The sequence below is a fragment of the Acinetobacter defluvii genome (assembly GCF_001704615.3).
GTDB classification, from domain to species: domain Bacteria; phylum Pseudomonadota; class Gammaproteobacteria; order Pseudomonadales; family Moraxellaceae; genus Acinetobacter; species Acinetobacter defluvii.
Genome location: NZ_CP029396.2, coordinates 76,628 through 102,134 on the forward strand (window position 1 = coordinate 76,628; position 25,507 = coordinate 102,134).

The following is a 25,507-nucleotide window of genomic DNA, read 5'->3' on the forward strand; positions in this document are numbered from 1 at the left end:
AACATATTGAAGCAGAAAGCTTAAAACTTGGAGTTGAAATGGTTACTATTAATGAATTACTTAGCAAAAACCTTGATCGCAAATATGGTCCAATTGAAGCGCATGAAGTTATAGAACTTGTTCGTGTAACTCGTGCGCCAGAATCAATAAATAACCCTTCAATGCCATCAGTTAGAATTTCTACTGCAGATCTGCACCATATGGTTGAACAAGCTAAAAAGTTCAATTTGTGGGAAGAATGGTCCACCAAGGTTTTAGCAACTGAGTTGCCATACAACCCTTATCTTAAGCCAGTGTTTACAGGTCATAGTTTCCCACGTTCTAGCATGTCTACTGACAACTACGAAGCATTAGTACGCTCTACGTTAGTGCCGGTGCTACTACCTGAAGATAAAAAGTCTTTTATCAACCTGAATGACAAAGTTATGTCATTTAACAACCTCATGTTTGATATGCCCGATGCGATGGTGAACCATCTCATGACTGGTAAAAAACTTTGGCTATATGCAAAAAATGGGCAAGTGGTCTGGTATACCCGTGCTGAGTATGAGGCGCAAACCAAGTGGAACCAGGCTGAACAGGATGCTAAGAAAAAAATTACTGCATTGTTTGAATTATTCAATGCGCTGCAACAAGCTAAACCGATCTTTGATGCTATCGATCAGAAGAAAAACTTCAGTGCTTTACCGTTCAAATGGTTCACTGGTGTAAAAATTGTAATGTCAGGCTTGTCAGCTGGATCATGGGGCGATGGTGAAAAATCAAATACAGTGACTCACTTGGTTTTTGATGAAGACTACTCAGGATCTAAATTAGTTCGTGAGAAAAACCAGTACTTGTGCTCAGCTGGAGGCTTATTCCCTGCAGATGAAGCAAAGAAAGAATTCAAAATGAAAGTAGGTGAAGTTACCGTGGACACGGTACCGCACCTTGTTACATGTAAAGTGTGCCTAAAACGTATTTTTACGCAACTTGCATTAACTCAATCTAATTAATCAAATTTATAGGGTGTTCATCATGAATAACAAAACAATTGCCAAAAAAATGATTAACCAAGTTAAATCGGTTATCACTGACCCTCAAGCAAAAAGCTTGTTGGCTGCTTATCACGTAGAGACGTCATTTACCCACTTCTACGAAACACACAGCCACATTTACTTGGTTGGTAAAGACATTACTGCAGTCATGGCCAAACATTTTCCATACTTCACGTTTAAGACTCGTGATAACAAGAAAGCCCGTCACGGTATTGGCGATGGCTCAATGTCTGATTGCTTAAACAAGCTGCGCCGTGTGTATCGCTTAGAAATCAAAAAACCGATTAGCGAGAAGTTTATCGCTGAAGCTGGTGCACCGACTTTCACAAAAAGCCAATCTGTAAGTCCTGTTGCTTATTTGATTGATGAAGTTGTGCAACTGTCTTTGCACATTAAAGACTTAAACTGATGAATCATAAAATCAATAACTTACATTAGGTATGATTCAGTAAATTTACATTATAGTTCTAAACTCAATGAACTTTGAGTTTAGATAACCAATCCATTTATGACATAATAGTTGTAAATTTACTTATGTTTGAGTTTACCTATTCCAAATATCCAATAAGTAAATAAAACGGTGATTGCAAGTGATATAAAAATGACTATTGGGGATGGTACTTGCATTGGACTCAACCAAAATCCAAATAAAATACATGCAACAAATGCACTGCTACAAAGAAACAACTTAAAAAATACCACAAGTATTGAATCTGATTTTTTCGTAATATTCATTCAAACTTCCTCTTTGAGTTTACAACTATATTGTTAAAGTTTAGAACATTAATGTCATTTTTGAGACTTTAATGGTCAGTCACAGCGGCGTGAACGCTGGCCGTCCTTTCTGATCCGGCGCGATCCGCGCGACATCAGCCGTATCTGGGTCCTGGAACCGGAGGGACAGCATTACCTGGAAATTCCCTACCGTACCTTGTCGCATCCGGCTGTCACCCTCTGGGAACAACGGCAGGCGCTGGCGAAACTGCGGCAGCAAGGGCGCGAACAGGTGGATGAGTCGGCGCTGTTCCGCATGATCGGCCAGATGCGTGAGATTGTGACCAGCGCGCAGAAGGCCACACGCAAGGCGCGGCGTGACGCGGATCGCCGCCAGCACCTCAAGACATCAGCTCGGCCGGACAAGCCCGTTCCGCCGGATACGGATATTGCCGACCCGCAGGCAGACAACTTGCCACCCGCCAAACCGTTCGACCAGATTGAGGAGTGGTAGCCGTGGACGAATATCCCATCATCGACCTGTCCCACCTGCTGCCGGCGGCCCAGGGCTTGGCCCGTCTTCCGGCGGACGAGCGCATCCAGCGCCTTCGCGCCGACCGCTGGATCGGCTATCCGCGCGCAGTCGAGGCGCTGAACCGGCTGGAAGCCCTTTATGCGTGGCCAAACAAGCAACGCATGCCCAACCTGCTGCTGGTTGGCCCGACCAACAATGGCAAGTCGATGATCGTCGAGAAGTTCCGCCGCACCCACCCGGCCAGCTCCGACGCCGACCAGGAGCACATCCCGGTGTTGGTCGTGCAGATGCCGTCCGAGCCGTCCGTGATCCGCTTCTACGTCGCGCTGCTCGCCGCGATGGGCGCGCCGCTGCGCCCACGCCCACGGTTGCCGGAAATGGAGCAACTGGCTCTGGCACTGCTGCGCAAGGTCGGCGTGCGCATGCTGGTGATCGACGAGCTGCACAACGTGCTGGCCGGCAACAGCGTCAACCGCCGGGAATTCCTCAACCTGCTGCGCTTCCTCGGCAACGAACTGCGCATCCCGTTGGTTGGGGTAGGCACGCGCGACGCCTACCTAGCCATCCGCTCCGATGACCAGTTGGAAAATCGCTTCGAGCCGATGATGCTGCCGGTATGGGAGGCCAACGACGATTGCTGCTCACTGCTGGCCAGCTTCGCCGCTTCGCTCCCGCTGCGCCGGCCTTCCCCAATTGCCACGCTGGACATGGCTCGCTACCTGCTCACACGCAGCGAGGGCACCATAGGGGAACTGGCGCACTTGCTGATGGCGGCGGCCATCGTCGCCGTGGAGAGCGGCGAGGAAGCGATCAACCATCGCACACTCAGCATGGCCTGTCGACAACCTCTCGCGCAACCAAGACATCGCGGTCGGACTGCAAGTGATCTTGAAGCCACGGGCCCGTCCCACCCCGACATGGACCTCGATGCCCGAACGGACGTTAGATTTCGAGTTCTAGGCGTTCTGCGATGAAGGTTGGATCCCAGCCGGGATTGAAAGTGTCGACGTGGGTGAATCCGAGCCGCTCGTATAGGCCACGCAGGTTCGGGTGGCAGTCGAGCCGCAGTTTGGCGCACCCCTGCGTTCGCGCGGCATGGCGGCAAGCCTCGATCAGCGCGGAGCTGACACCCCGGCCCGCATGTGTCCGTCGCACCGCGAGCTTGTGCAGATATGCGGCCTCCCCCTTGAGGGCGTCGGGCCAGAACTCGGGATCCTCGGCCGACAAGGTGCAACAGCCGACGATGCCGTCGCTGCAACTCGCGACTAGGAGCTCGGATCTCAGGACGAAGGTCTCCGCGAATGTCCGGTCGATCCGCGCGACGTCCCAGGCGGGCGTTCCCTTGGCGGACATCCACGCCGCAGCGTCGTGCATCAGCCGCACAACCTCGTCGATATCACCCGAGCAGGCGACCCGAACGTTCGGAGGCTCCTCGCTGTCCATTCGCTCCCCTGGCGCGGTATGAACCGCCGCCTCATAGTGCAGTTTGATCCTGACGAGCCCAGCATGTCTGCGCCCACCTTCGCGGAACCTGACCAGGGTCCGCTAGCGGGCGGCCGGAAGGTGAATGCTAGGCATGATCTAACCCTCGGTCTCTGGCGTCGCGACTGCGAAATTTCGCGAGGGTTTCCGAGAAGGTGATTGCGCTTCGCAGATCTCCAGGCGCGTGGGTGCGGACGTAGTCAGCGCCATTGCCGATCGCGTGAAGTTCCGCCGCAAGGCTCGCTGGACCCAGATCCTTTACAGGAAGGCCAACGGTGGCGCCCAAGAAGGATTTCCGCGACACCGAGACCAATAGCGGAAGCCCCAACGCCGACTTCAGCTTTTGAAGGTTCGACAGCACGTGCAGCGATGTTTCCGGTGCGGGGCTCAAGAAAAATCCCATCCCCGGATCGAGGATGAGCCGGTCGGCAGCGACCCCGCTCCGTCGCAAGGCGGAAACCCGCGCCTCGAAGAACCGCACAATCTCGTCGAGCGCGTCTTCGGGTCGAAGGTGACCGGTGCGGGTGGCGATGCCATCCCGCTGCGCTGAGTGCATAACCACCAGCCTGCAGTCCGCCTCAGCAATATCGGGATAGAGCGCAGGGTCAGGAAATCCTTGGATATCGTTCAGGTAGCCCACGCCGCGCTTGAGCGCATAGCGCTGGGTTTCCGGTTGGAAGCTGTCGATTGAAACACGGTGCATCTGATCGGACAGGGCGTCTAAGAGCGGCGCAATACGTCTGATCTCATCGGCCGGCGATACAGGCCTCGCGTCCGGATGGCTGGCGGCCGGTCCGACATCCACGACGTCTGATCCGACTCGCAGCATTTCGATCGCCGCGGTGACAGCGCCGGCGGGGTCTAGCCGCCGGCTCTCATCGAAGAAGGAGTCCTCGGTGAGATTCAGAATGCCGAACACCGTCACCATGGCGTCGGCCTCCGCAGCGACTTCCACGATGGGGATCGGGCGAGCAAAAAGGCAGCAATTATGAGCCCCATACCTACAAAGCCCCACGCATCAAGCTTTTGCCCATGAAGCAACCAGGCAATGGCTGTAATTATGACGACGCCGAGTCCCGACCAGACTGCATAAGCAACACCGACAGGGATGGATTTCAGAACCAGAGAAAGAAAATAAAATGCGATGCCATAACCGATTATGACAACGGCGGAAGGGGCAAGCTTAGTAAAGCCCTCGCTAGATTTTAATGCGGATGTTGCGATTACTTCGCCAACTATTGCGATAACAAGAAAAAGCCAGCCTTTCATGATATATCTCCCAATTTGTGTAGGGCTTATTATGCACGCTTAAAAATAATAAAAGCAGACTTGACCTGATAGTTTGGCTGTGAGCAATTATGTGCTTAGTGCATCTAACGTTTGACATGAGGGGCGGCCAAGGGCGCCAGCCCTTGGACGTCCCCCTCGATGGAAGGGTTAGGCATCACTGCGTGTTCGCTCGAATGCCTGGCGTGTTTGAACCATGTACACGGCTGGACCATCTGGGGTGGTTACGGTACCTTGCCTCTCAAACCCCGCTTTCTCGTAGCATCGGATCGCTCGCAAGTTGCTCGGCGACGGGTCCGTTTGGATCTTGGTGACCTCGGGATCATTGAACAGCAACTCAACCAGAGCTCGAACCAGCTTGGTTCCCAAGCCTTTGCCCAGTTGTGATGCATTCGCCAGTGACTGGTCTATTCCGCGTACTCCTGGATCGGTTTCTTCTTCCCACCATCCGTCCCCGCTTCCAAGAGCAACGTACGACTGGGCATACCCAATCGGCTCTCCATTCAGCATTGCAATGTATGGAGTGACGGACTCTTGCGCTAAAACGCTTGGCAAGTACTGTTCCTGTACGTCAGCAAGTGTCGGGCGTGCTTCTTCTCCGCCCCACCACTCGACGATATGAGATCGATTTAGCCACTCATAGAGCATCGCAAGGTCATGCTCAGTCATGAGGCGCAGTGTGACGGAATCGTTGCTGTTGGTCACGATGCTGTACTTTGTGATGCCTAACGCCGCCATAAACGGCGACAGGGTGGCGCGCCTATTGCGCATAAAATGGCGAAGCCATGCGCAACAGGCGCGGAATCTCTGGCGTCCGGTTTGATGGCTTTGTTATGCAAAGGACTAGTCTTCAATGACGTGTAAACCACGGCGCTTTAAGTCCTCCAACGAATCCAACATTCCCCTTATTAATTCAACAGGATGCCCCTCCCAGTCTTCAACAACGCCAACAATTCTCAAGGGTTCGCAGGTTCTATAGGACTGTGTTGGATTACCGGGAAATCTTTTGTTCGTAAGATTCGGATCGTCTTCGAACGGTCCTGTTGGCTCAACTATGTATATGTAGCCGCGACCCTCGAGGCCAGACAGTGACATAGCAAGTTCAGCTCCCCAAACTGCTGGCTCCATCAAGGCTGAAAAGTAGATGTGCTTAAGAATACGACCGTCCTCGAAATGAGAGATGAACCCTGTGGTTAGCAAGTCACCAATCGCCAAATTGGCTTTGGTTCCATGATAGAACGGTCCTTGCACCTGCTTGTAATTATCATGAGAGATGGGAATCCAATCTTTTACCATTTTAAGACCCTTAATTGTTGGGATTTGGCTGCATAACTTTGTTTTAGGGCGACTGCCCTGCTGCGTAACATCGTTGCTGCTCCATAACATCAAACATCGACCCACGGCGTAACGCGCTTGCTGCTTGGATGCCCGAGGCATAGACTGTACAAAAAAACAGTCATAACAAGCCATGAAAACCGCCACTGCGCCGTTACCACCGCTGCGTTCGGTCAAGGTTCTGGACCAGTTGCGTGAGCGCATACGCTACTTGCATTACAGTTTACGAACCGAACAGGCTTATGTCAACTGGGTTCGTGCCTTCATCCGTTTCCACGGTGTGCGTCACCCGGCAACCTTGGGCAGCAGCGAAGTCGAGGCATTTCTGTCCTGGCTGGCGAACGAGCGCAAGGTTTCGGTCTCCACGCATCGTCAGGCATTGGCGGCCTTGCTGTTCTTCTACGGCAAGGTGCTGTGCACGGATCTGCCCTGGCTTCAGGAGATCGGAAGACCTCGGCCGTCGCGGCGCTTGCCGGTGGTGCTGACCCCGGATGAAGTGGTTCGCATCCTCGGTTTTCTGGAAGGCGAGCATCGTTTGTTCGCCCAGCTTCTGTATGGAACGGGCATGCGGATCAGTGAGGGTTTGCAACTGCGGGTCAAGGATCTGGATTTCGATCACGGCACGATCATCGTGCGGGAGGGCAAGGGCTCCAAGGATCGGGCCTTGATGTTACCCGAGAGCTTGGCACCCAGCCTGCGCGAGCAGCTGTCGCGTGCACGGGCATGGTGGCTGAAGGACCAGGCCGAGGGCCGCAGCGGCGTTGCGCTTCCCGACGCCCTTGAGCGGAAGTATCCGCGCGCCGGGCATTCCTGGCCGTGGTTCTGGGTTTTTGCGCAGCACACGCATTCGACCGATCCACGGAGCGGTGTCGTGCGTCGCCATCACATGTATGACCAGACCTTTCAGCGCGCCTTCAAACGTGCCGTAGAACAAGCAGGCATCACGAAGCCCGCCACACCGCACACCCTCCGCCACTCGTTCGCGACGGCCTTGCTCCGCAGCGGTTACGACATTCGAACCGTGCAGGATCTGCTCGGCCATTCCGACGTCTCTACGACGATGATTTACACGCATGTGCTGAAAGTTGGCGGTGCCGGAGTGCGCTCACCGCTTGATGCGCTGCCGCCCCTCACTAGTGAGAGGTAGGGCAGCGCAAGTCAATCCTGGCGGATTCACTACCCCTGCGCGAAGGCCATCGGTGCCGCATCGAACGGCCGGTTGCGGAAAGTCCTCCCTGCGTCCGCTGATGGCCGGCAGCAGCCCGTCGTTGCCTGATGTCTTTGCACATTAAAGACTTAAACTGATGAATCATAAAATCAATAACTTACATTAGGTATGATTCAGTAAATTTACATTATAGTTCTAAACTCAATGAACTTTGAGTTTAGATAACCAATCCATTTATGACATAATAGTTGTAAATTTACTTATGTTTGAGTTTACCTATTCCAAATATCCAATAAGTAAATAAAACGGTGATTGCAAGTGATATAAAAATGACTATTGGGGATGGTACTTGCATTGGACTCAACCAAAATCCAAATAAAATACATGCAACAAATGCACTGCTACAAAGAAACAACTTAAAAAATACCACAAGTATTGAATCTGATTTTTTCGTAATATTCATTCAAACTTCCTCTTTGAGTTTACAACTATATTGTTAAAGTTTAGAACATTAATGTCATTTTTGAGACTTTAATGGTCAGTCACAGCAACAAGAAACAGCGCCGATCGCACGATCTGACGTTCAAAACAGTTTCCAGGATCTTTTCAATTGATTTGAGGCTTATATGAATATGCATACGACTCAAAAGAGTGAGAGAGACAAAATGACAAAACGCTGTTCTGTTGATGTGAAGTCACCCTGGTTCTTCATAGAGAACCAAATCCCAAACAAAGATGGCACGGCGTTTATTGTGTGGGATGAATTCTTAGACCATGAAATTAAACCTATCCGCTGGAGCGATAAGATCCGTGACTATGCTTCAGGTGAAGTCGAATGGAGTGGAAGCTTCTTATTTTGGCGATATGATGATGGTACACCAGCTGAATCACCAAGAAGCTATCAGCAATCTTAATTTCTTATATTTCCGAGGGTGTAGCCAATTGATTTTGAGATTTGATCAATCTCTTTAAGGCAAAGGTTTGATTCCTTGAATGCCAGTTCGAGTCTGACCATCCCCGTCATTGCCAACAAATTCCCTCAAATGAATCAATTGAAGACAATCATACCAGCCTCACTAAAATAGTTACGGCTTTGACGTTCTGACTTAGGTTCCCAATCTCTATTTTTCAGATTACATGATCCAGCAGCAATTTTAGCCTTGCCAAACTTACTTTGAATGTTTTGAAACGCCGTCATTAACGCTTGCTCTTTTTCAAGCTGCTCTACGTCAGTTAGTAGGCCGATCGTGCGATGTTCTTCTTTTATCAATTCACACAACATCACGCCACATTTCTTAAACTCTATCCCCTCTTTGTACAATTTATCAATCAGTGATGTGGCAGCTTTAACCAGTTGCATCAAATTGTTTGTAGGTTGGGTAAACGTGTATGTTAACGACTTGCTGTAATACGGTTTTGACTGGTCAAATGGGTTGGATTGCAAGAAAACAATCAGAGATCCGCATAGCTGGTGTTCAGCAACAAGCCGATTGAATGCATTATGGGTATATTTGCTGATGGCTTCTTGAAGAATTGAGAGCTCAGTAATTTTCTGGCCGAAAGATTTGCTCGAGACAATCTGTTGTTTCGCCTTAGGTGAACTTTCAAATTCAAAGCATGGCTGGCCAAGCAATTCTAAAATCGTACTTTGCATATTCACATTGAAGAGTTCACGCATTCGATTCGGGTTGGATGTTGCAAGATCCAGCACACTTAAAATCCCCATGTCATTAAGCTTTTTAGCGTACTTTCGCCCTACACCCCATATTTCATCAACTGGCATGCTTTGATAGTAGCTTTCGACATCTACCAGGCTCATTGTCACTAAATTACAGATTCCATTTAATTCTGGATTCTTTTTGGCAAGGTTGTTGGCCATTTTACTTTCAGTCAGTGTTCTACCAACACCCACGCACGTTGTTAAGCCAATAAACTTATATACTTGATGCCGAATCTCCCGTGCCATTTCAGTAGCATCAAAGTTTTTAGTAAATTGAGTAAATTCTATAAAGCCTTCATCAATGCTGTAAATGCTGTAACAGCTTGGATCTACAAAACCAGATAATATTCCATGAAAACGGCGTGACATTTCGCCATATAGCGCAAAATTGCTCGATAGCACATGAACGTTATGTTTATTGATGATGTCTTGGACCTTAAAGAGTGGCGCACCCATCGGGATTTTTAAGAGTTTAGCTTCAGCGCTTCTCGCGATGATTGTTCCATCATTAGAGCTTAAGACAACGCATGGTTTACCCTTTAACTTAGGGTTCCAAAATGCTTCCATCGAACAATATGCCGAATTTATATCAACATGAATAAATACCCGGTTTGTCATTTTCGTGCGTCTTTAATGATGTAAGTCACTACGCCCCACACAATCAATTCCTGTTCAGGTTTTAGAAAAATATGTGAGTGCTCTTGGTTTTCTGCTTTAAGCCAAACTGGAGGGATAGATTTTGCATCTGGACCAAAAATTTCATTAATTTCACCAGCTGACATTTGCTTGGTGATCATCAACCGCTTAACGGTAAAGTCTGTTTCTAGCTGAGCAACAATAATATCTAGATGCTTGGCGTCTAAGCTTCTATCGATTATGAGCTTATCGTTAATATCTATACCGGCATTTAGCATGGAACGAGAGCCTACTTTACCAATAAACGTAGAGTACTCATTGGTGATCAGCATTTCGTTGAGATCGACCGACTTTTCAATAAAATCTTGTGCTGGTGATGCAAATCCAGCCGACAGCAGCTCTAACGCCACTGGAATGCGTTTAGGTGCACCAGGAGCAAGAGCTTCAATTTCAACTAAATCACCAGCTTTAAGCGGTATTTCTGATTTTTCTGACATCTCAAGACCGGTGAAAGAATATATATACCAATTCTATTTCTTGCATGTCTGATGATCAATCAAAAAATAAAAACCAGTAGGCATGCCACTTGCCTACTGGTCGTATTGGAAGTTCAAAATTGACTTAGATCTTAGAAAAACTCAAGTGATATAAGGCTGTTGCGCGTACTAAATTTTGACGCGGTGATTTTGGTTTCCAGGCCTGGTCAGACCATGGCCAGAGATCAGGAACCGACTCACTTGTATATGCAGATGGTTTAGAGGGAATTCATCGCATAAACAGATTGAGCATTTAATAGCGTTGAATGTTAAATATCTACGGCAAACTGCTTTCAGATTCATGAATTGGGTTTGTTCAAAAACAGCGTTATTAATTAAAAACTAAAACGCCTTTCCACATGTACAAAACCAGTAGAATAAAACCAATAAGAATATGCACTTCGATAATGACTATTAGCCAGCTTCTGCACATATTGAATAAATACTTAAAGAACGATGGCGCTTGGTGTTTATATTCGTTTTCTTCTTCGTAGTCATCTGTATTGACATGGTTCCAAAACGGTTTCTCTTTGGTTTTACACGGGTTGTCATTATCAGATTTAGACAAAATTTTTACCTTTTATAACCTAACCAATTAGATAATTATATTAAATCTATTAGCCACAAAAACTTTATCAAAAAACTTTTTTTCGTTAATTTATTTGTTTAATGCACTGATCAAATTAAATGTGAGTGACTTGGACCTATCTAATCGTATGAAACTGAGTGTTACTGAAGTTGGACATCTATATTCACTTGAATACACAACCAAGATTGAAGTGCTGGAAGAAGCATTTTTAGCATTAGGACTTTGGATCTTCAGGTTATTTAATTAACTTCTACCCTTTTGACCTAGCCTAGCTAGGTTTTTTTTTGAAAAAATTTTAAAGCCCAAACAGTCTTTAAAATGAATACATCAAGCTCATTGCTTAAAACCTGGAGTATTCAAGATGTATCTACGCTACACGATGTTTAAAACAGATGGAGAAAAAGTCCTTAGTTCGCACGGCATTGGGTTAAGCAACTGCTTTATTTACCATGCAGCGGAAATACTCTACAAAGAGGTTCAAAATTCTGCATCTTTTGACCGTTACATTGAGAGATTATCAAAGTGTAATACGATCAAATACAACCACGAACGACACGGCGACAAAGCACGTATTGTCTATTTTGCACCTGAAGATCTAACGCGTGTCTCTTACAGTACAACATATAGCGAACGGGTTGAAAATGCCAATATCGATAGCTTTGACTTGATTACCCTGTACGCTGAGTACAAAACTATTTTTAGTTGTATCTATTTTGATATATCAACGAATACCTGGTCTGTACGTACATACACTGATGTATTAACATCAATGGGCATGTTAAAGCCACCAGTAGCACAGTTAGCATTTGCAATATAAGAGCCCCTGAAAAGTCTTATACCCACCTAGCATTGACCAATCAATGCTAGGTTTTTTTTACGATGCAATTTGATATTTCATTTCATGTTTAAAGTTTGCTTTGACAAGTGCATGGGATAGATCTGGAGGTACTGAGTTACCTACCATTCTGTATTGCTCAGTTTTCGTCAGCTTAATTTTTTGGTTATTTTCATCTACACCATGAGTAAAGATGTAATTGCTTGGAAAGCCCTGAGCCTTATACAACTCAAATGGTTGAATCATCCTAAAACCAATGTCTTCAATATAATAATGTTCATTATTGATTTCGATTAAGCCGAAACGTTCAAACAAGTCATTCTTAAAGTTGAATTGCCCGGTAAATTTCAAAAGTAGCGCACGTACTTCCGCAAACTGATTCACGGTCGTTAACGTGTGAAATGGTTCTGATAGCTCTTGGCCAGTGCACCCCTTTTTCATTTTAGATAGGTGACACACGTATAGCGCATGTGTACCGCCTTTTGTTTCTGCTGTAATTGTACGTAATGGCTCATTTATTGGCATGGATCTACGACTTGAACCATTGGCACACTCAGTAAGAATTGGCGCCACATTGTCCACGATGTAAGGTTTTGGGTTGTGAACGATATATTTTAAAATCCCCCTCACAATTCGCTCTAATGTAGCTGGTGCTAAAGGTTTTTTACGCTTGAATATGCTTAGGGTGTGTTGACACTTTTAGTTTAAAAAAATAGCGAAGTAGTAAAATCAAATCGCCAAACCCAATTTTACTATTCGCTATGCCTCGTACCATGCTGACAGATCAACACTGGCAAAAGTTGAAAGTTATTCTGCGTAATTTATCCATTCACCACAACTCAAATTTACGCAATTTTATTGAAGCTATTCTCTATAGAATTAGAACAGGCTGTCCGTGGCGAGATATTCCTTCTTGTTTTGGTCATTCCAACTCTATTTTCAAACGTTTTAATCGTTGGTCAAGCAGCGGTAAGTTACTTAGATTATTCAAATTACTAGCCTCATGCCCCGATATGGAGTGGATTTTTATTGATGGCTCTCATGTACGTGCTCATCAACATTCTGCCGGTATAGCGAATCAATCTATTTCTAAAAGTGTAGGAGGAAACTCCTCAAAAATACATTTGATTGTTGATGCACATGGCAATCCTATTGATTTCATGATTACCGATGGAACCACACATGATGTTAAAGTTGCACCTGATTTAATATCAACATTAGATTTAAAAGAGACAAAAGTGGTATGTGCAGATAAAGGCTATGATTCAGAACCACTGCGTGAACAGATCAGGAAAACAGGGACTAAAGCGAATATACCAAAGAAAACAAATAGCCAATCGAACAATGACCATATGGACTGGTATTTATATAAAATCAGGCATTTAGTTGAAAATATGTTTTGTAGATTAAAGCAATTTAGAGGAATAGCTACTCGATATGACAAGCTCAAAAGAAATTATCAAAGTTCTGTTGCTTTAGCCTGTATATTTTTATGGCTACCTTTATAGGGTTAATTATGAACAGTAAATGTCAACAGACCCTACTTAAAAATTCTTTAGCTTTAATGGATTTTTAAATTAAGCTGAAATTAGCTTTATTTTCCTTTATAGTTACCATGACCAAATCCTGCTTTTTATAAAGCGGGATTTTGTTATATGTGATATTCAATATGTTCCGGACAATTAAGTTATGACTTTCCAAAGTTTTGAAGTAGTACATGTGGTTGCTATGGACAACCAACGTTGTATTGGTAAGGATAACGATCTGCCTTGGCATATTTCTGCTGATTTAAAACACTTTAAAGAAATTACCCAAGGTGGGGTAATTATCCTTGGTCGTAAAAATTTTGATTCGATTGGTCGTCCGCTTCCTAAACGTGTAAATTGGGTAATTACTCGAAACCATAATTGGAATTTTGACGGCGTTAAAGTTGCACATTCAATCGAAGAAGCCTTAGAGAAATCTATTCCTGACGTTCAAGCATCAGAGAAACCAAATACAATTTTTATTATTGGTGGTGGTGAGATTTTCAAGCAAACCATCAATATTGTGGATCGACTAGAGCTTACTCATGTTGATTTAAATGTTGAAGGTGATATTTTTTATCCTAAAATTCCAAATGATTTTGTGAAGATAGCGTCAGAACAACATATTGATGACAAAACCGGCATTGCTTTTGAGTTCGCAACCTACAGAAAATAAAACCTATTTCTCATGAAAAAGTGATGATGCAGGGACGCGAATATATCTCCAGACATTGGAGTCTGTGGCTGCTGGGCAGCCTGTTTACTTTATTCGTCATTCTGTCGAGCCTGTGGCTCAGCCTCATGCTGTGGGTTCATCTTCCCATCGGCAAAATCGGCAGCTTGATACTGATTGGACTCTGGCTGACCTTTGCGCTGGTCGTTCTCGGGATTTATTTCACCCGGCATCTGATCTCCCGCCAAGTGGATAGCGTTCTTTATCTTCTGGCCTTTTTATTCTGTTTGCTAGGATATTTCAGTCTGGAAGCGCGTCAGGATCGAGAGTGGAATCCTGAGGTTTCCCAGCTTCTGCATTATGAGCAGCAAGGCGATCAGGTTACCTTACACAATATCCGCAACTTTGACTGGCAGGCCGATGGTCGCTATATCGAACGCTGGGAAAGCCGCAGTTTTGATCTGAATCAGATTACTGGCGTGAACATCATTACTTCCTACTGGATGGGGCCTAAAATTGCCCATACCCTGGTCAGCTTCGATTTTGCCAATCAAAAGCCACTCACCTTCTCGATTGAAATCCGCAAGGAAAAGAATGAAGAGTTTTCAGCGATTGGTGGCTTTTTCCGAAAATATGAACTGAGTCTGGTCGCATCGGATGAAAAGGATATTGTCTATACCCGTAGCAATGTCCGTGGTGAACAGGTCTATTTTTTCCCAGTCAAAATGCCGCAAGCTCAGGCTAAAGCGCTATTCAAGGAATATCTGCGTCAGGCCGATGAGCTGGCCCAAAAGCCAAAATGGTACAATACCCTGACCAGTAATTGCACCACACTAGTCTTTGATATGGTTCAGGCGATATCGCAACAACAGCTACCCTCAGATTACCGGTTGCTGGCCTCCGGCTATTTACCGAATTATCTCTATGATCTTAAAGTACTAGAACAGTCTTGGGATATGCACACTTGGTATCAACGGGCACATGTCAATCCACGGGTAGAACGCACCGCTAATCTCTCCAGTCAGGACTATTCACGCCTGATCCGGCAGGGCCTACCAAAACCCGACATGCGATAACTGTGTAGCAAATCCACTTCAATAAAGATACAAAATCAACTGGAACCTTGATCATTTTTTTGTTTATATACAAATAGCTAGTCAATGATCAGAGTATCTCTCATGCTAAAAAAATTAACTGCAATCGCGATTTTAGGCTCGGTTCTAACGGTCATGGGCTGCGAAACTGTGCCCAATACAGCCACGACACAAACCGCGAATCATTTACAACTTTTGCAAAATCGTACTTGGATTGCGACCCAGATTGGTAATACTGAAATCAAGACTGCGCCAACCGCACGCAATGTTCCGAGTCTGCAATTTGATGCCAGTACCCAGCGCGTTTCAGGTTCAGATAGCTGTAACCGGATTATGGGCAGCTACACAGCAGCAAAAGATACGCTGACCCTGAGTCAAATGGCTACTACCCGTATGGCTTGCATGAACAACGATCAGCTTGATCAGAAATTTAATGAAGCTTTAGCTAAAGTGACGCATTATCAGGTATTTGCTAAAACCTTAAAATTACTGGATCGCCATGGAAATCTCTTGATCCAGCTGGAAAGTGCTGTTCAGCCGCGTTAATACTTCCCTACAAAAAGCCTGTATGGACAGGCTTTTTTATCTTTCATACTGATGAGCTGGAATTTAACCATCAGCCCGATTGAGTTATTTAATTGAATGAGGAATCAACCATGCAACAGGCACTTTTCGGTGGGGGATGCTTTTGGTGTACTGAAGCCGTATTTTTACAGATTCAGGGAGTTCAGCAAGTCGTCAGCGGTTACGCAGGTGGGCACACAACTTAAACATTCATAATTAAGGTCCACACATTGAGCAGCTGTCTTCCATGGTTGTTTTTTCGTTTTTTGAGGTGCAAAAAAGTCAAATTCAGCATGTGTGGGTTCTGGCCAGACGATCGGTAAATTGTCACGCCGAGCAATTAAGAAAAATCTATTTCTCAATGTCGGTGCACCATAGTCGCATGCTCGTAGTTCACGATATTCGACCGTGTACCCTTGGTACCTGAGCGCATTCACGAAACAGTTAAACGTTCGCCCTTTCCGCTTTAAAATCGGTTTACCGTTCTTATCCAAATCACCCCATTCAACAAACTCAACCACGTTTTCAAGCATGATGATTCGTGGTCGAACTGTTGCAGCCCACCTTAAAGCAATCCAAGCTAAACCGCGGATCTTCTTGTTTAACGGCTTGCCACCTTTCGCACGGCTATGATGTTTACAGTCTGGACTAAGCCAAACCAAGCCAACAGGTTGATTGCCCGTAATCTTTACAGGGTTAACATCCCAAACACTCTCGCAGTAGTGCTTTGTTTTTGGATGATTGATGCGATGCATGGCCAAGGCTTTCGGATCATGATTAATTGCAATATCAATCGGTCTACCGAACGCACGTTCTAAACCAGTTGATGTACCGCCACCGCCAGCAAAGTTATCAACGATTAATTCATGTGGAAGCAAGTTATACATAGAAATTCCCTCTTACAAATGCCCCTTTATGGCTTAGATCTCTTAATTCATGCGGTACATCTTCTGGAGACAGATACCTATAAGCATGAATAACCTTGCTCAGATTCATACAGCCACCCCCATGCTTTCAACGGCACTTTCTAATGTTTGATGTGCTGAATAATCATCACAGTCGTAATAATCGTCATCGATCAAATTAGAGATGTCGTAGTCACTCAAACCGCTATTTAAACAGCGACTCAAAAGCTCAGGATCTAAACGATCATACTTGTTGCAAATCGTCATTAACGAATTGCTATGTGCGTTGTTTGCCGTGAAAAATGAGTATGCAAAACCTTCAGGCGTTACGCTTCTAGCATTCTTAGTCGCAATACTATTGCCACCGTATAGGCGGTGCATTTTAGAGCCCTCAACAGGTTCAACAGGTGCAATTGGTAGGTCGGCATTGAAACGGCCCCACAATAATGTTTTCTTTGTGTATGTATCACCAAAATGAAACGGATCAAACGACAGACGCCACGGCGACAACCCGGTTAAGCTCGCAATACGCCCTACTGGATTCTCAATTGCCCAAATATTCGGTTTAAAAAATTCAATTGTTCTTAAAGTTTGGTACACCAGCTCAATACTGCTTAACGTGCGACCATCAGCATCTTTGGCGGTAAAATGTCTTGCACCAGAAACAGCAAAGTCAGTACATGGGCATGCAGCTAAAATCGCATGAACGTCCAAACCATCAAAGCATGCAAAAAGCTCGTTAAAGAATTCCACGCTGAAGTTATTAATATCGCCAAAATAAGGATCTGCCTGTATATCAAAGCGAAATACTTGATAGCCAGCATCAACCCATGGTTGAGACCATGTGCCAGACAAATCAAAAAGAGAAATGACAATTTTTTGGTTGTTTTGGTTGCGGATCGTTGGATCTAGATATTGGTTAAACGCAACGTTTTTCCATTGTTCTAAACGCTCTAATGCGGAAGATCTGGACATCCAGCCATTTGATGTGTGCTGAAAAAACAGGAGGTTTTAACTTGGTAAACTAAACACACTCATCAGGAGTTTACCATGAGCAAGAAACACAAGACTTACACCACAGAATTTAAAGCTGAAGCCATCAAATTAATTGAAGCCAATCAAGGCAATGTCTCGGAAACGGCTTTGTTGCACAAACCTATCTGTAAAGGGTTTTTCAGCGATATAATTTTCAAATGAAGAAGCCTACACACAAAATCTACCGCACAACCAATTGGCCCGCATATAACCGAGCACTCATGAGTCGCGGAAATATTGCCATTTGGTTTGATCCTGCTACGCAATGGTATGCGCCATCAAAAGGCAAACAAGGGCGAAATCAAACCTACTCCGACGCAGCCATCCAATGCTGCTTAATGATTAAATCCTTATTCCGTCTGTCTTTACGTATGGTTACTGGCTTTGTGCAAAGTCTGATTAAACTTTGCGGATTAAATTGGATAGCTCCAGATTACACCACGCTTTGTAGAAGACAAAAGCATATTGATATTGCAATTAGCTACCAAAAAAGTAGCGATGGACTGCATCTACTCATGGACTCTACAGGCATGAAGTTTCTAGGTGAGGGCGAATGGAAACGCAAGAAACATGGACCTGAATTTCGTCGCCAATGGCTTAAATTACATAATTGGTATAGATGATAAAACCCTGCAAATACGAGCAGTTTAGCTTACAACCAATAATGTCAGTGATTCACAGGTGCTTGGTGATTTACTTAATCAGATTCCACAAGATGAGCGGATTGACTCTGTTTATACCGATGGAGCTTATGACACCAAGCAATGCCGTCAGGTCATTGCAGATCGGCAAGCGCATGCAATGATTCCACCTAGAAAAAAATGCGAAACCATGGAAAGATACAAAGAACAAGCAGCTCGCTAGAGCGAAATGAATTACTTCGAACAATTAAAAGTTTAGGCAGGACACTATGGAAAAAATGGTCAGGCTATCATCGGCGAAGTTTGGTTGAAACTAAGATGCATTGCATCAAATTATTAGGAGATAAACTCAGTGCAAGGAGTTTTGATAGCCAAGTGAATGAGATCCATGCACGTGTAGCAGTCCTTAACAGATTTACGGAATTAGGTCGACCACTTACCCAAGTTACGCCTTAAATTTGGCTCAATTAGGGGCGCTTTGCATTTCAAATCTTTGTGCAACAAAGCCGAGCATGTGCTGTTTGTGATAAATTGAGATTATGTTGAGTGAGTTCTCTAATAATCCTAAGTTGTTGAAAGTTCATAATTTGGATATAGAATATAAAAATAAGAGCAAATATATAAATAAATGCTCTTTTAGATGATCAATGATTAACGCATTGTGACGAATTCTTCAGCAGAAGTCGGATGAATTGCTAAAGTGTTATCGAAGTCTTTTTTAGTTGCTCCCATTTTTAAAGCAACAGCAAAGCCTTGCAGAATTTCATCCATACCGTATCCAATACCATGAATTCCGACCACTTTCTCATCAGTTCCTACACAAATTAATTTCATTTTTGTGAGTTGTCGATGTTCTGTTATCGCTGTATACATGGATGTAAAGGAAGAACTATAAATTTTGATGGCATCTTTACCAAATTTTTCTATGGCTTGATCTTCGGTTAATCCAACTGTTCCAATAGGTGGGTGACTAAACACCACAGTCGGAATATTTTCATAATCTAAATGTTCATTTGGCTTATTGTTAAATAAACGTTCAGACAGTCTTCGACCCGCTGCCACAGCAACAGGTGTTAACTCGACTTTACCTGTAATATCACCCACTGCATAAATGCCAGACTGTGTTGTATTTTGATATGCATCAACATGAATAAAGCGATTCTCGTTCAATTGAACTTGAGTCTTATTAAGATTGATCGCTTCAGTTGCAGGTTTTCTACCAATTGCCCAAATCAAGCAATCTACACTATGTTCTGTACCATCTTCTAGGTGTAATACAAGTGAGTTATCTTGAACTTTAGTCACTTTGTTAATCTGACTATGAGTATGCACGTTAATATTTTCACTGCGCATATTCTCTAATAGTGTTTTACCAAGGAAATGATATACGCTGAATTATCAGGAGACTTTCCCTTGGGAGATTCTAGGCAGCCAACTTATAAAAGTCTTCGGCCATTTGATTTGGTGTCTTAAAACCCAAACCCTTTTGAATTCTTCGATGATTATAAAATAATTCAATGTATTTTATAATATCTGCTTTGGCTTCTTCTCTGGTTTGATAGTTGTAATGATGCACTAACTCATTTTTCAGTATTCCCCAAAAGCTTTCAATCGGTGCATTATCGTAACAGTCTCCGCGCTTGCTCATTGAACCTTGAAAACCATATTGCTCAAGTATATTTCGATATTCATGGCTGCAATATTGACTTCCTCTGTCTGAATGCACAATCAGTTCTTTGGTTGGTTTTTGATTGTGAATAGCCATATTTAGCGCATTACAAACAAGCTGTGCTGTCATGCGCTCATTTAAGCTATAGCCAACCACTTGTTTCGTGTAAAGGTCTTTTACCGCTGCTAAGTACAGCCATCCTTCAACAGTCCATATGTACGTAATATCACTTGACCATGCTTGATTTGGTCTAGTCATTGAGAATTGTTGCTCCAGCAGGTTTTCATAGATCGCTCGATTATGGTCACTATTCGTAGTCCTTTTAAAACGCTTGTGTCGCTTACAATACAGGTGGTTCAGCGCTTTTATCTGACGTACAGCGTACATACTCATTTTTATGCCCTGAGCTTGTAAGTATTTGGTTAATCGAATATAACCATAGCTCTGCCTTGTCTCCTCATGGGCTATTTTCACCAATATCGTCTGTTGATTTCGTTGAATCGTTCTTTTGCTCACGCCTCTCTTGAGCCAATCATAAAAACATGAAACTGAAACATGAAGTAATCGAGCCATTAAGGTAATTGGAAAAGAATATCTTTTTTGTTTCATATAGGCGTACCTTACTGACTTTCTTTGGCAAAGTACGCTGCTGCCTTTTTTAAAAATTCACGTTCCATTTCAGCTATTTTGAGCTGTTGTTTGAGTTTTTTATTTTCTTCGAGTAGAGCGTTTAGATCAGGTGAATACTGTTTTGTACCTGCTAAAGTTCCAGCCTTTGCTTTGGTATTCCAATTTGAAAGAGTTTGCATTGAAATGCTAAGTTGTCTAGCTGTTTCCGAGACATTGCCTTGATTGGCTTCAATTAATTTGATGGCTTCAGCTTTAAATTCTGTGGTGTAAGTCTTGTGTTTCTTGCTCATGGTAAACTCCTGATGAGTGTGTTTAGTTTACCAAGTTAAAACCTCCTGTTTTTTCAGCACACATCACTCAAGGAGCTGCGCCTGCACGGCATGGCCACGGCCTGGGCGGAGTTGACTGCGCAGGGTGAGTCGAACACAGCCTCGTCCAAGTGGCTGCTCGAACACCTGCTGGAACAAGAGCACACAGATCGCGCCATGCGCTCGGTGAGCCACCAGATGAACATGGCCAAGCTGCCGATGCACCGCGACCTGGCCGGCTTCGACTTCAGCGCCTCCAGCGCAGACGCTCGTTTGATCAGCGAACTGGCCAGTCTGGCCTTTACCGACACCGCGCAGAACGTGGTGCTGATCGGTGGGCCTGGCACCGGTAAAACCCACCTGGCCACTGCGCTGGCCGTGTCCGGCATCACCCGGCACGGCAAGCGCGTGCGCTTCTACTCCACGGTCGATCTGGTCAATCTGCTGGAGCGCGAAAAGCACGACGGCAAAGCCGGGCGGATCGCCCAAGCTCTGCTGCGCATGGATCTGGTCATCCTCGACGAACTGGGTTATCTGCCCTTCAGCCAGGCCGGCGGTGCGTTGCTGTTTCACCTGCTATCCAAGCTGTACGAACACACCAGCGTGGTGATCACCACCAACCTGAGCTTCGCCGAATGGTCGAGCGTGTTCGGCGACGCCAAGATGACCACCGCCCTGCTGGATCGGCTGACCCACCACTGCCACATCGTCGAAACCGGTAACGAGTCCTATCGCCTGCAACACAGTAGCTTGGCGGCCCAGGCCAAGATCAAATCACGGGAGCGAAAGCGTAAGGGCGGCCAGGAACCGGAGGACGATGAGCCGTTCTGATTTCATGGCGACGACGGCCTGCTACATGGCTGCGTGTGGCAGGTCTTAAACAACTGAACTGGGCTAGCGAAGGAGTGGGGGCAACAGCAGCTGCGCTGGTAGACTTATCCACAGTTGCTGGTAACAAAATCAGCAATCCGCCCTGGGTCAAATTTCAATCGGCAGGGTGGGTCAATTTTCCATCAGCGCCAACACACTAAGCAACCATCAGAAAATTTTGACTGTACGCCAAAAAATTCGCATCTACCAGCATCTAAACAGGCGTTGTTGATTATCATAAAACACTGACACTGTATTATATAATCGTGCTTTTGTGTTATTTTTTTTAATATTTACTGATTACGTACTTGCTTAACCACTCAGTTGCGCTAGAATTAATAGACGCGAAATTTAAATCTCTAATTTTCCAACACTTAGTAAAACCTCGTTTGCCATCCCACTACCATTGTAGGAGCAAATCAGGAGACATAAAAAATTAGCGGTAGCGTGCCTGGCCCTCTAGATAAGTATTGGAGACTGTAATGAAGTTTGAAAAGTCACAGACAGCAATCGACCACCTGACTCCCGAGCAACACCGAATTACCCAGGAGGCGGGCACCGAAAGGCCCTTCACGGGCGAGTACAACGACAACAAGGAGCCTGGCATCTACGTCGACATAGTGTCGGGAGAGCCACTGTTCGCTTCGACGGACAAGTTCGATTCGGGTACTGGCTGGCCCAGCTTCACCAAGCCGATCGTTTCGGCAAACGTGAACGAGGTGCGGGACAGCGCACACGGCATGGTCCGGACGGAGGTCAGGTCAGTACACGCAGACAGTCATCTCGGCCATGTGTTCCCCGATGGTCCTTCCGACCGCGGCGGTCTGCGGTACTGCATCAACTCAGCGTCCCTTCGCTTCATCCCGCGCGACGAGATGGAGTCCGAGGGATACGGTGAATATCTCGATCAAGTAGAGGAGGCTTAACATGCATCAGCGCGCTGTTCTCGCAGGAGGATGTTTCTGGGGCATGCAGGATCTGATCCGCAAGCGGCCCGGCATCATCTCGACCCGTGTGGGTTACACGGGCGGCGATATTCCGAACGCCACGTATCGTAATCACGGCACGCATGCCGAGGGGATCGAGATTGTCTTCGACCCGACAGTGACGAGCTACCGGAACATCCTGGAATTCTTCTTCCAGATCCACGATCCGACGACGCTGAACCGCCAGGGCAATGATCGTGGGCTCTCCTACCGGTCGGGCATCTATTATGTCGACGAGGAGCAGAAGCGCGTCGCCGAGGATACGATCGCCGATGTGGATGCCTCGGGGCTGTGGGATGGCAAAGTGGTGACCGAGGTCCAGCCGGTCGGCGAGTTCTGGGAGGCCGAGCCCGATCACCAGGATTATCTGGAGAAGCACCCGGGCGGCTACACCTGCCACTTCGTCCGTCCCGGCTGGGTGCTTCCGAAGCGCCAAAAGGTTGACGACGTACAGCCAGCGGCCGGGACCGCGGCGGAATAGGCTTCACTGCCGTTGCCACTGCGCCGGTCCGGTCCGCAATCTTCGTGACCGCGTCGTTCAGCGACGCGGTCATCGAACCCTACTTCAGAGTGACGGCTCGTTCCAGTCAGTCGCCATCGCAACACCAGGATCGCAGATTTATGCCAGACCTCTCGTCCTTTCCGATCACGCAGCGCTGGCCGGCATCTCATCCCGATCGCCTGCAACTCTACGCAGCCCCTACGCCCAATGGCGTCAAGGTCTCGATCATGCTTGAGGAGACTGGCCTGGCGTACGAGCCCCACCTGATCGACATCTCGAACAACGAGTCGAAGGATCCGGCGTTCGTGTCGCTGAACCCGAACGGACGCATACCGGCGATCATCGATCCGGCTGGCCCTGACGGTAGACCCATCGCCTTATGGGAATCCGGTGCGATCCTCCTCTATCTGGCCGACAAGACGGGTCAGTTCATCTCCACCGAACCAGGCCAGCGTTACGAGACCCTAGCGTGGGTGTTCTTTCAGATGTCGGCCATCGGGCCGATGTTCGGACAGCTAGGCTTTTTCCTGCGATTTGCCGGCAAGGACTATGAGGACAAGCGACCTCGGCAGCGCTTTGTTGATGAATCCAGGCGTCTTCTCGGGGTCCTGGATCACCGGCTGGAGGGCCGCGAATGGATTGTCGATGATTACTCGATCGCGGACATTGCGACGTTTGGCTGGGTGAATGCGCTGGTCGAATTCTACGCAGCGGGCGACATCCTCGGCCTAAGCAGCTATTCGAACGTGCAGGCATGGCTCGAACGCGGGCTGGCGCGACCGGCTGTACAGCGTGGCCTGCGAATTCCTGCGAGGCCTGCATGACCATTATCGCCGCATATTATTACAACGAAGGTAAGCGAGTCCGTGAAATCAGGCTCGATGAGCACGTCGAACTAAACGAGAATCGCTCGGGCTTCTGCTGGATCGCGCTTAGCGAGCCCACCGCAGACGAACTCAGCGCGATCCAGACGACGTATAACCTCCATCCTTTGGCGATCGACAACGCCATGCACCCGCTGTGCCCGCCCAAGCTCGAGGTCTACAACGATGAGTTGTACGTCGTCGCCCAGACCGCCGAGCTGGTCGGCGACCGGATCAGCTACGGCAAGATGGCGATCTTCACAGGTCACAATCACCTTATCACCGTGCGGCACGGCAATGCCGGAGCGCTGGGCAAACTTCGGGAGCAACTCGAGGCATCGCCGACGCAGTTCGGCAAGGGTGTCGACTATGTGCTGCACGCGATCTTGCACCGAGTGGTCGACCAGTATCTGCCCATCTTCGAAATGATCGAGGACGACGTCCTGGCGATGGAGCGACGGTCGCTGCACGATTTCCTCGGGCCAGAAGAGGTGGCGCGAATCTTCGAACTAAGGTCCGAACTCACGCGGTTCCAGCGCACGCTCGGGGCTATGGCCGAGCTGGTGCGAAAGCTCGTTCGCGGCCACTTTCCCTGCATCAGCGCCGAAATGACACCATATTTCCACGACGTCGCGGACCATGTCCACCGCGTGCAGTCCATGGTCGACGGCCTCCTGCTTGTCCTGTCCACGGTCTTCGAGGCCAGCAGCCTTCTGGAAGCGCAAAGGATCGGTGTGGTCACTCGCCAGCTCGCGGCCTGGGCGGCGATCTTGACGGTCCCGACGGCGATCGCCGGAATATATGGCATGAACTTCAAGCACATGCCGGAACTGGACACGCCATATGGCTACTTCGTCGTGCTCGGAGTCATAGCGGTGTTCTGCCTTCTCCTGTTCATGCGCTTCAAGAAGGCCAAGTGGCTATGAGTAACGCACTTCGCGAGCTTCTCCGTCCGCCGAGTCACAGCGCGCTTTGTGCGCGAGCGTGTCCAATCCAGTTCAAGATGAAGGTGCTTCCATGACCTCCCAGGTGACCGACGTTCTAGAAGCAGTCCAGTCATTCATCGCCAACGGCTATGACCGCGAATACCGCGTCAAGGACGGCAATCTCGTCGATCTCGAACTAGGGTCAACCCTCGATGCATGCAGCATTCGCGTCGATGCGGCGTTGCGCCTCGAGAGCGGGGACGACGGCGAAGATGCCTCCAACATCTACGCGATCACCGATCCGGCGACAGAGCATAAAGGCCTGTTGATCGACGTGTTCGATGAAATCTGCTACCGCGACCCAGTTCAAGAGTCGGGACCTCAATGTAGAAGAAGTTGACTAACGAGCATTCGCGTCATCCGATCAAGCAAGCTGGAGAC

The 25,507-nt window shown here is 46.9% G+C and carries 26 protein-coding genes and 6 pseudogenes; 20 read left to right on the forward strand and 12 right to left on the reverse strand.

What is annotated here, in order from left to right; all coding sequences use genetic code 11:
• The first annotated feature begins 38 nt into the window (after window positions 1-38).
• The 4 genes and pseudogenes from DJ533_RS18835 (at window position 39) to DJ533_RS01065 (ending at window position 3,260) form a co-directional block, all read left to right on the forward strand.
• Window positions 39-995: a hypothetical protein gene (locus DJ533_RS18835; protein ID WP_227504909.1), complete on the forward strand. Its 957-nt coding sequence runs from the start codon at window positions 39-41 to the stop codon at window positions 993-995.
• A 22-nt stretch (window positions 996-1,017) separates the two neighbouring features.
• The gene (locus DJ533_RS01050; protein ID WP_033917495.1) at window positions 1,018-1,446 is read left to right on the forward strand and encodes a hypothetical protein; all 429 of its coding nucleotides are present in this window, start codon (window positions 1,018-1,020) and stop codon (window positions 1,444-1,446) included.
• 411 nt (window positions 1,447-1,857) lie between these two features.
• A pseudogene (locus DJ533_RS01060) lies at window positions 1,858-2,265 on the forward strand (Mu transposase C-terminal domain-containing protein); the annotation flags it as partial.
• A 2-nt stretch (window positions 2,266-2,267) separates the two neighbouring features.
• Window positions 2,268-3,260: a TniB family NTP-binding protein gene (locus DJ533_RS01065; RefSeq protein WP_001381192.1), complete on the forward strand. Its 993-nt coding sequence runs from the start codon at window positions 2,268-2,270 to the stop codon at window positions 3,258-3,260.
• Here DJ533_RS01065 and DJ533_RS01070 read toward each other — a convergent pair.
• From DJ533_RS01070 to DJ533_RS01095, 5 genes are all read right to left on the reverse strand, one after another.
• Window positions 3,229-3,729, reverse strand: coding sequence for a GNAT family N-acetyltransferase (locus DJ533_RS01070; protein WP_000376623.1), 501 nt, complete (start codon window positions 3,727-3,729; stop codon window positions 3,229-3,231). The genes DJ533_RS01065 and DJ533_RS01070 overlap by 32 nt on opposite strands.
• Before the next feature lie 127 nt (window positions 3,730-3,856).
• Window positions 3,857-4,696, reverse strand: coding sequence for a sulfonamide-resistant dihydropteroate synthase Sul1 (gene sul1 / locus DJ533_RS01080; protein WP_000259031.1), 840 nt, complete (start codon window positions 4,694-4,696; stop codon window positions 3,857-3,859).
• Complete coding sequence (locus DJ533_RS01085; protein WP_000679427.1) at window positions 4,690-5,037, reverse strand: quaternary ammonium compound efflux SMR transporter QacE delta 1; 348 nt, start codon at window positions 5,035-5,037, stop codon at window positions 4,690-4,692. The genes sul1 and DJ533_RS01085 overlap by 7 nt, the downstream gene beginning before the upstream one ends.
• 168 nt (window positions 5,038-5,205) lie before the next feature.
• Window positions 5,206-5,793 (reverse strand): AAC(6')-Ib family aminoglycoside 6'-N-acetyltransferase, encoded by a 588-nt coding sequence (gene aac(6')-Ib / locus DJ533_RS01090; protein WP_033917551.1) that lies wholly within the window; start codon window positions 5,791-5,793, stop codon window positions 5,206-5,208.
• Between the two features lie 105 nt (window positions 5,794-5,898).
• On the reverse strand, window positions 5,899-6,351 hold the full coding sequence (locus tag DJ533_RS01095; RefSeq protein ID WP_001749986.1) for an NAD(+)--rifampin ADP-ribosyltransferase Arr-3: 453 nt from the start codon (window positions 6,349-6,351) through the stop codon (window positions 5,899-5,901).
• A gap of 172 nt (window positions 6,352-6,523) precedes the next feature.
• On the opposite strand from DJ533_RS01095, the gene intI1 reads away from it, so the two are divergent.
• A complete protein-coding gene (gene intI1 / locus DJ533_RS01100; protein WP_000845054.1) occupies window positions 6,524-7,537 on the forward strand; it encodes a class 1 integron integrase IntI1 in 1,014 nt (337 codons plus the stop codon).
• 686 nt (window positions 7,538-8,223) lie between these two features.
• Window positions 8,224-8,472, forward strand: coding sequence for a hypothetical protein (locus DJ533_RS01110; protein ID WP_042893682.1), 249 nt, complete (start codon window positions 8,224-8,226; stop codon window positions 8,470-8,472).
• A gap of 134 nt (window positions 8,473-8,606) precedes the next feature.
• Here DJ533_RS01110 and DJ533_RS01115 read toward each other — a convergent pair whose 3' ends face one another.
• Window positions 8,607-9,896, reverse strand: a complete 1,290-nt coding sequence (locus tag DJ533_RS01115) for a Y-family DNA polymerase (protein WP_043041780.1) — start codon at window positions 9,894-9,896, stop codon at window positions 8,607-8,609.
• Window positions 9,893-10,411 carry a translesion error-prone DNA polymerase V autoproteolytic subunit gene (umuD, locus tag DJ533_RS01120; RefSeq protein WP_033917549.1) on the reverse strand — a complete coding sequence of 173 codons (519 nt, stop codon included), beginning with the start codon at window positions 10,409-10,411 and terminating at the stop codon, window positions 9,893-9,895. Before umuD ends, DJ533_RS01115 begins: the two co-directional genes overlap by 4 nt.
• A 1,007-nt stretch (window positions 10,412-11,418) precedes the next feature.
• On the opposite strand from umuD, the gene DJ533_RS01125 reads away from it, so the two are divergent.
• Window positions 11,419-11,856, forward strand: a complete 438-nt coding sequence (locus DJ533_RS01125; protein ID WP_038350010.1) for a hypothetical protein — start codon at window positions 11,419-11,421, stop codon at window positions 11,854-11,856.
• Window positions 11,857-11,913: 57 nt separating this feature from the next.
• Here DJ533_RS01125 and DJ533_RS01130 read toward each other — a convergent pair whose 3' ends face one another.
• Window positions 11,914-12,504 carry a DNA cytosine methyltransferase gene (locus DJ533_RS01130; RefSeq protein WP_227504911.1) on the reverse strand — a complete coding sequence of 197 codons (591 nt, stop codon included), beginning with the start codon at window positions 12,502-12,504 and terminating at the stop codon, window positions 11,914-11,916.
• 131 nt (window positions 12,505-12,635) lie between these two features.
• On the opposite strand from DJ533_RS01130, the pseudogene DJ533_RS01135 reads away from it, so the two are divergent.
• The 5 genes and pseudogenes from DJ533_RS01135 to DJ533_RS01155 form a co-directional block, all read left to right on the forward strand.
• A pseudogene (locus DJ533_RS01135) lies at window positions 12,636-13,401 on the forward strand (IS5-like element ISAba31 family transposase).
• A 162-nt stretch (window positions 13,402-13,563) separates the two neighbouring features.
• Window positions 13,564-14,076 carry a trimethoprim-resistant dihydrofolate reductase DfrA41 gene (dfrA41, locus tag DJ533_RS01140; protein ID WP_004729503.1) on the forward strand — a complete coding sequence of 171 codons (513 nt, stop codon included), beginning with the start codon at window positions 13,564-13,566 and terminating at the stop codon, window positions 14,074-14,076.
• 23 nt (window positions 14,077-14,099) lie between these two features.
• The gene (locus tag DJ533_RS01145) at window positions 14,100-15,149 is read left to right on the forward strand and encodes an Lnb N-terminal periplasmic domain-containing protein (RefSeq protein WP_077170331.1); all 1,050 of its coding nucleotides are present in this window, start codon (window positions 14,100-14,102) and stop codon (window positions 15,147-15,149) included.
• A 102-nt stretch (window positions 15,150-15,251) separates the two neighbouring features.
• The gene (locus DJ533_RS01150) at window positions 15,252-15,713 is read left to right on the forward strand and encodes an META domain-containing protein (RefSeq protein WP_033917524.1); all 462 of its coding nucleotides are present in this window, start codon (window positions 15,252-15,254) and stop codon (window positions 15,711-15,713) included.
• 110 nt (window positions 15,714-15,823) lie between these two features.
• A pseudogene (locus DJ533_RS01155) lies at window positions 15,824-15,934 on the forward strand (peptide-methionine (S)-S-oxide reductase); the annotation flags it as partial.
• Here the strand turns inward: DJ533_RS01155 and DJ533_RS01160 are convergent.
• A pseudogene (locus DJ533_RS01160) lies at window positions 15,932-16,618 on the reverse strand (DNA cytosine methyltransferase); the annotation flags it as partial. The pseudogenes DJ533_RS01155 and DJ533_RS01160 sit on opposite strands and share 3 nt — an antisense overlap.
• Before the next feature lie 105 nt (window positions 16,619-16,723).
• A complete protein-coding gene (locus DJ533_RS01165) occupies window positions 16,724-17,611 on the reverse strand; it encodes a DNA cytosine methyltransferase (RefSeq protein ID WP_052146695.1) in 888 nt (295 codons plus the stop codon).
• 75 nt (window positions 17,612-17,686) lie between these two features.
• Between DJ533_RS01165 and DJ533_RS01170 the strand changes: the two genes are divergently transcribed.
• Both DJ533_RS01170 and DJ533_RS01175 read left to right on the forward strand, forming a co-directional pair.
• Complete coding sequence (locus DJ533_RS01170) at window positions 17,687-17,833, forward strand: transposase (protein WP_005028587.1); 147 nt, start codon at window positions 17,687-17,689, stop codon at window positions 17,831-17,833.
• Window positions 17,830-18,768, forward strand: a pseudogene (locus DJ533_RS01175) (IS5 family transposase). The gene DJ533_RS01170 and the pseudogene DJ533_RS01175 overlap by 4 nt, the downstream one beginning before the upstream one ends.
• 195 nt (window positions 18,769-18,963) lie before the next feature.
• Here DJ533_RS01175 and DJ533_RS01180 read toward each other — a convergent pair.
• Both DJ533_RS01180 and DJ533_RS01185 read right to left on the reverse strand, forming a co-directional pair.
• A pseudogene (locus DJ533_RS01180) lies at window positions 18,964-19,692 on the reverse strand (FAD-dependent oxidoreductase); the annotation flags it as partial.
• Between the two features lie 43 nt (window positions 19,693-19,735).
• A protein-coding gene (locus tag DJ533_RS01185) for an IS3-like element ISAba22 family transposase (RefSeq protein ID WP_085944217.1) occupies window positions 19,736-20,901 on the reverse strand; the annotation gives its coding sequence in 2 pieces (ribosomal slippage) (window positions 19,736-20,643 and window positions 20,643-20,901; 1,167 coding nt in all).
• 90 nt (window positions 20,902-20,991) lie between these two features.
• On the opposite strand from DJ533_RS01185, the gene istB reads away from it, so the two are divergent.
• From istB to DJ533_RS01215, 6 genes are all read left to right on the forward strand, one after another.
• Window positions 20,992-21,750: an IS21-like element ISPst3 family helper ATPase IstB gene (istB, locus tag DJ533_RS01190; RefSeq protein WP_074964445.1), complete on the forward strand. Its 759-nt coding sequence runs from the start codon at window positions 20,992-20,994 to the stop codon at window positions 21,748-21,750.
• Between the two features lie 521 nt (window positions 21,751-22,271).
• The gene (msrB, locus tag DJ533_RS01195; protein WP_003464965.1) at window positions 22,272-22,715 is read left to right on the forward strand and encodes a peptide-methionine (R)-S-oxide reductase MsrB; all 444 of its coding nucleotides are present in this window, start codon (window positions 22,272-22,274) and stop codon (window positions 22,713-22,715) included.
• Between the two features lies 1 nt (window position 22,716).
• Entirely contained in the window at window positions 22,717-23,256 is a 540-nt protein-coding gene (gene msrA, locus DJ533_RS01200) for a peptide-methionine (S)-S-oxide reductase MsrA (RefSeq protein WP_023294902.1), read from the forward strand.
• Between the two features lie 140 nt (window positions 23,257-23,396).
• Entirely contained in the window at window positions 23,397-24,101 is a 705-nt protein-coding gene (locus DJ533_RS01205) for a glutathione S-transferase N-terminal domain-containing protein (RefSeq protein ID WP_005006007.1), read from the forward strand.
• Window positions 24,098-25,066 carry a magnesium and cobalt transport protein CorA gene (locus tag DJ533_RS01210; RefSeq protein WP_002118270.1) on the forward strand — a complete coding sequence of 323 codons (969 nt, stop codon included), beginning with the start codon at window positions 24,098-24,100 and terminating at the stop codon, window positions 25,064-25,066. The genes DJ533_RS01205 and DJ533_RS01210 overlap by 4 nt, the downstream gene beginning before the upstream one ends.
• Before the next feature lie 91 nt (window positions 25,067-25,157).
• Window positions 25,158-25,466 (forward strand): hypothetical protein, encoded by a 309-nt coding sequence (locus DJ533_RS01215; protein WP_005006003.1) that lies wholly within the window; start codon window positions 25,158-25,160, stop codon window positions 25,464-25,466.
• Window positions 25,467-25,507: the final 41 nt, after the last annotated feature.

What these genes read in the sequence shown, in the direction of transcription:
- istB (WP_074964445.1), top strand. Translation starts at nt 20,992, where the DNA reads ATGGCCACGGCCTGGGCGGAGTTGACTGCGCAGGGTGAGTCGAACACA.
- msrB (WP_003464965.1), top strand. Translation starts at nt 22,272, where the DNA reads ATGAAGTTTGAAAAGTCACAGACAGCAATCGACCACCTGACTCCCGAG.
- DJ533_RS01125 (WP_038350010.1), top strand. Translation starts at nt 11,419, where the DNA reads ATGTTTAAAACAGATGGAGAAAAAGTCCTTAGTTCGCACGGCATTGGG.
- DJ533_RS01145 (WP_077170331.1), top strand. Translation starts at nt 14,100, where the DNA reads ATGATGCAGGGACGCGAATATATCTCCAGACATTGGAGTCTGTGGCTG.
- DJ533_RS01150 (WP_033917524.1), top strand. Translation starts at nt 15,252, where the DNA reads ATGCTAAAAAAATTAACTGCAATCGCGATTTTAGGCTCGGTTCTAACG.
- DJ533_RS01085 (WP_000679427.1), bottom strand. Translation starts at nt 5,037, where the DNA reads ATGAAAGGCTGGCTTTTTCTTGTTATCGCAATAGTTGGCGAAGTAATC.
- DJ533_RS01210 (WP_002118270.1), top strand. Translation starts at nt 24,098, where the DNA reads ATGACCATTATCGCCGCATATTATTACAACGAAGGTAAGCGAGTCCGT.
- msrA (WP_023294902.1), top strand. Translation starts at nt 22,717, where the DNA reads ATGCATCAGCGCGCTGTTCTCGCAGGAGGATGTTTCTGGGGCATGCAG.
- intI1 (WP_000845054.1), top strand. Translation starts at nt 6,524, where the DNA reads ATGAAAACCGCCACTGCGCCGTTACCACCGCTGCGTTCGGTCAAGGTT.
- DJ533_RS01170 (WP_005028587.1), top strand. Translation starts at nt 17,687, where the DNA reads ATGAGCAAGAAACACAAGACTTACACCACAGAATTTAAAGCTGAAGCC.
- DJ533_RS01115 (WP_043041780.1), bottom strand. Translation starts at nt 9,896, where the DNA reads ATGACAAACCGGGTATTTATTCATGTTGATATAAATTCGGCATATTGT.
- sul1 (WP_000259031.1), bottom strand. Translation starts at nt 4,696, where the DNA reads ATGGTGACGGTGTTCGGCATTCTGAATCTCACCGAGGACTCCTTCTTC.
- DJ533_RS01110 (WP_042893682.1), top strand. Translation starts at nt 8,224, where the DNA reads ATGACAAAACGCTGTTCTGTTGATGTGAAGTCACCCTGGTTCTTCATA.
- DJ533_RS18835 (WP_227504909.1), top strand. Translation starts at nt 39, where the DNA reads ATGGTTACTATTAATGAATTACTTAGCAAAAACCTTGATCGCAAATAT.
- DJ533_RS01095 (WP_001749986.1), bottom strand. Translation starts at nt 6,351, where the DNA reads ATGGTAAAAGATTGGATTCCCATCTCTCATGATAATTACAAGCAGGTG.
- DJ533_RS01165 (WP_052146695.1), bottom strand. Translation starts at nt 17,611, where the DNA reads ATGTCCAGATCTTCCGCATTAGAGCGTTTAGAACAATGGAAAAACGTT.
- DJ533_RS01205 (WP_005006007.1), top strand. Translation starts at nt 23,397, where the DNA reads ATGCCAGACCTCTCGTCCTTTCCGATCACGCAGCGCTGGCCGGCATCT.
- DJ533_RS01215 (WP_005006003.1), top strand. Translation starts at nt 25,158, where the DNA reads ATGACCTCCCAGGTGACCGACGTTCTAGAAGCAGTCCAGTCATTCATC.
- DJ533_RS01050 (WP_033917495.1), top strand. Translation starts at nt 1,018, where the DNA reads ATGAATAACAAAACAATTGCCAAAAAAATGATTAACCAAGTTAAATCG.
- umuD (WP_033917549.1), bottom strand. Translation starts at nt 10,411, where the DNA reads ATGTCAGAAAAATCAGAAATACCGCTTAAAGCTGGTGATTTAGTTGAA.
- dfrA41 (WP_004729503.1), top strand. Translation starts at nt 13,564, where the DNA reads ATGACTTTCCAAAGTTTTGAAGTAGTACATGTGGTTGCTATGGACAAC.
- DJ533_RS01070 (WP_000376623.1), bottom strand. Translation starts at nt 3,729, where the DNA reads ATGGACAGCGAGGAGCCTCCGAACGTTCGGGTCGCCTGCTCGGGTGAT.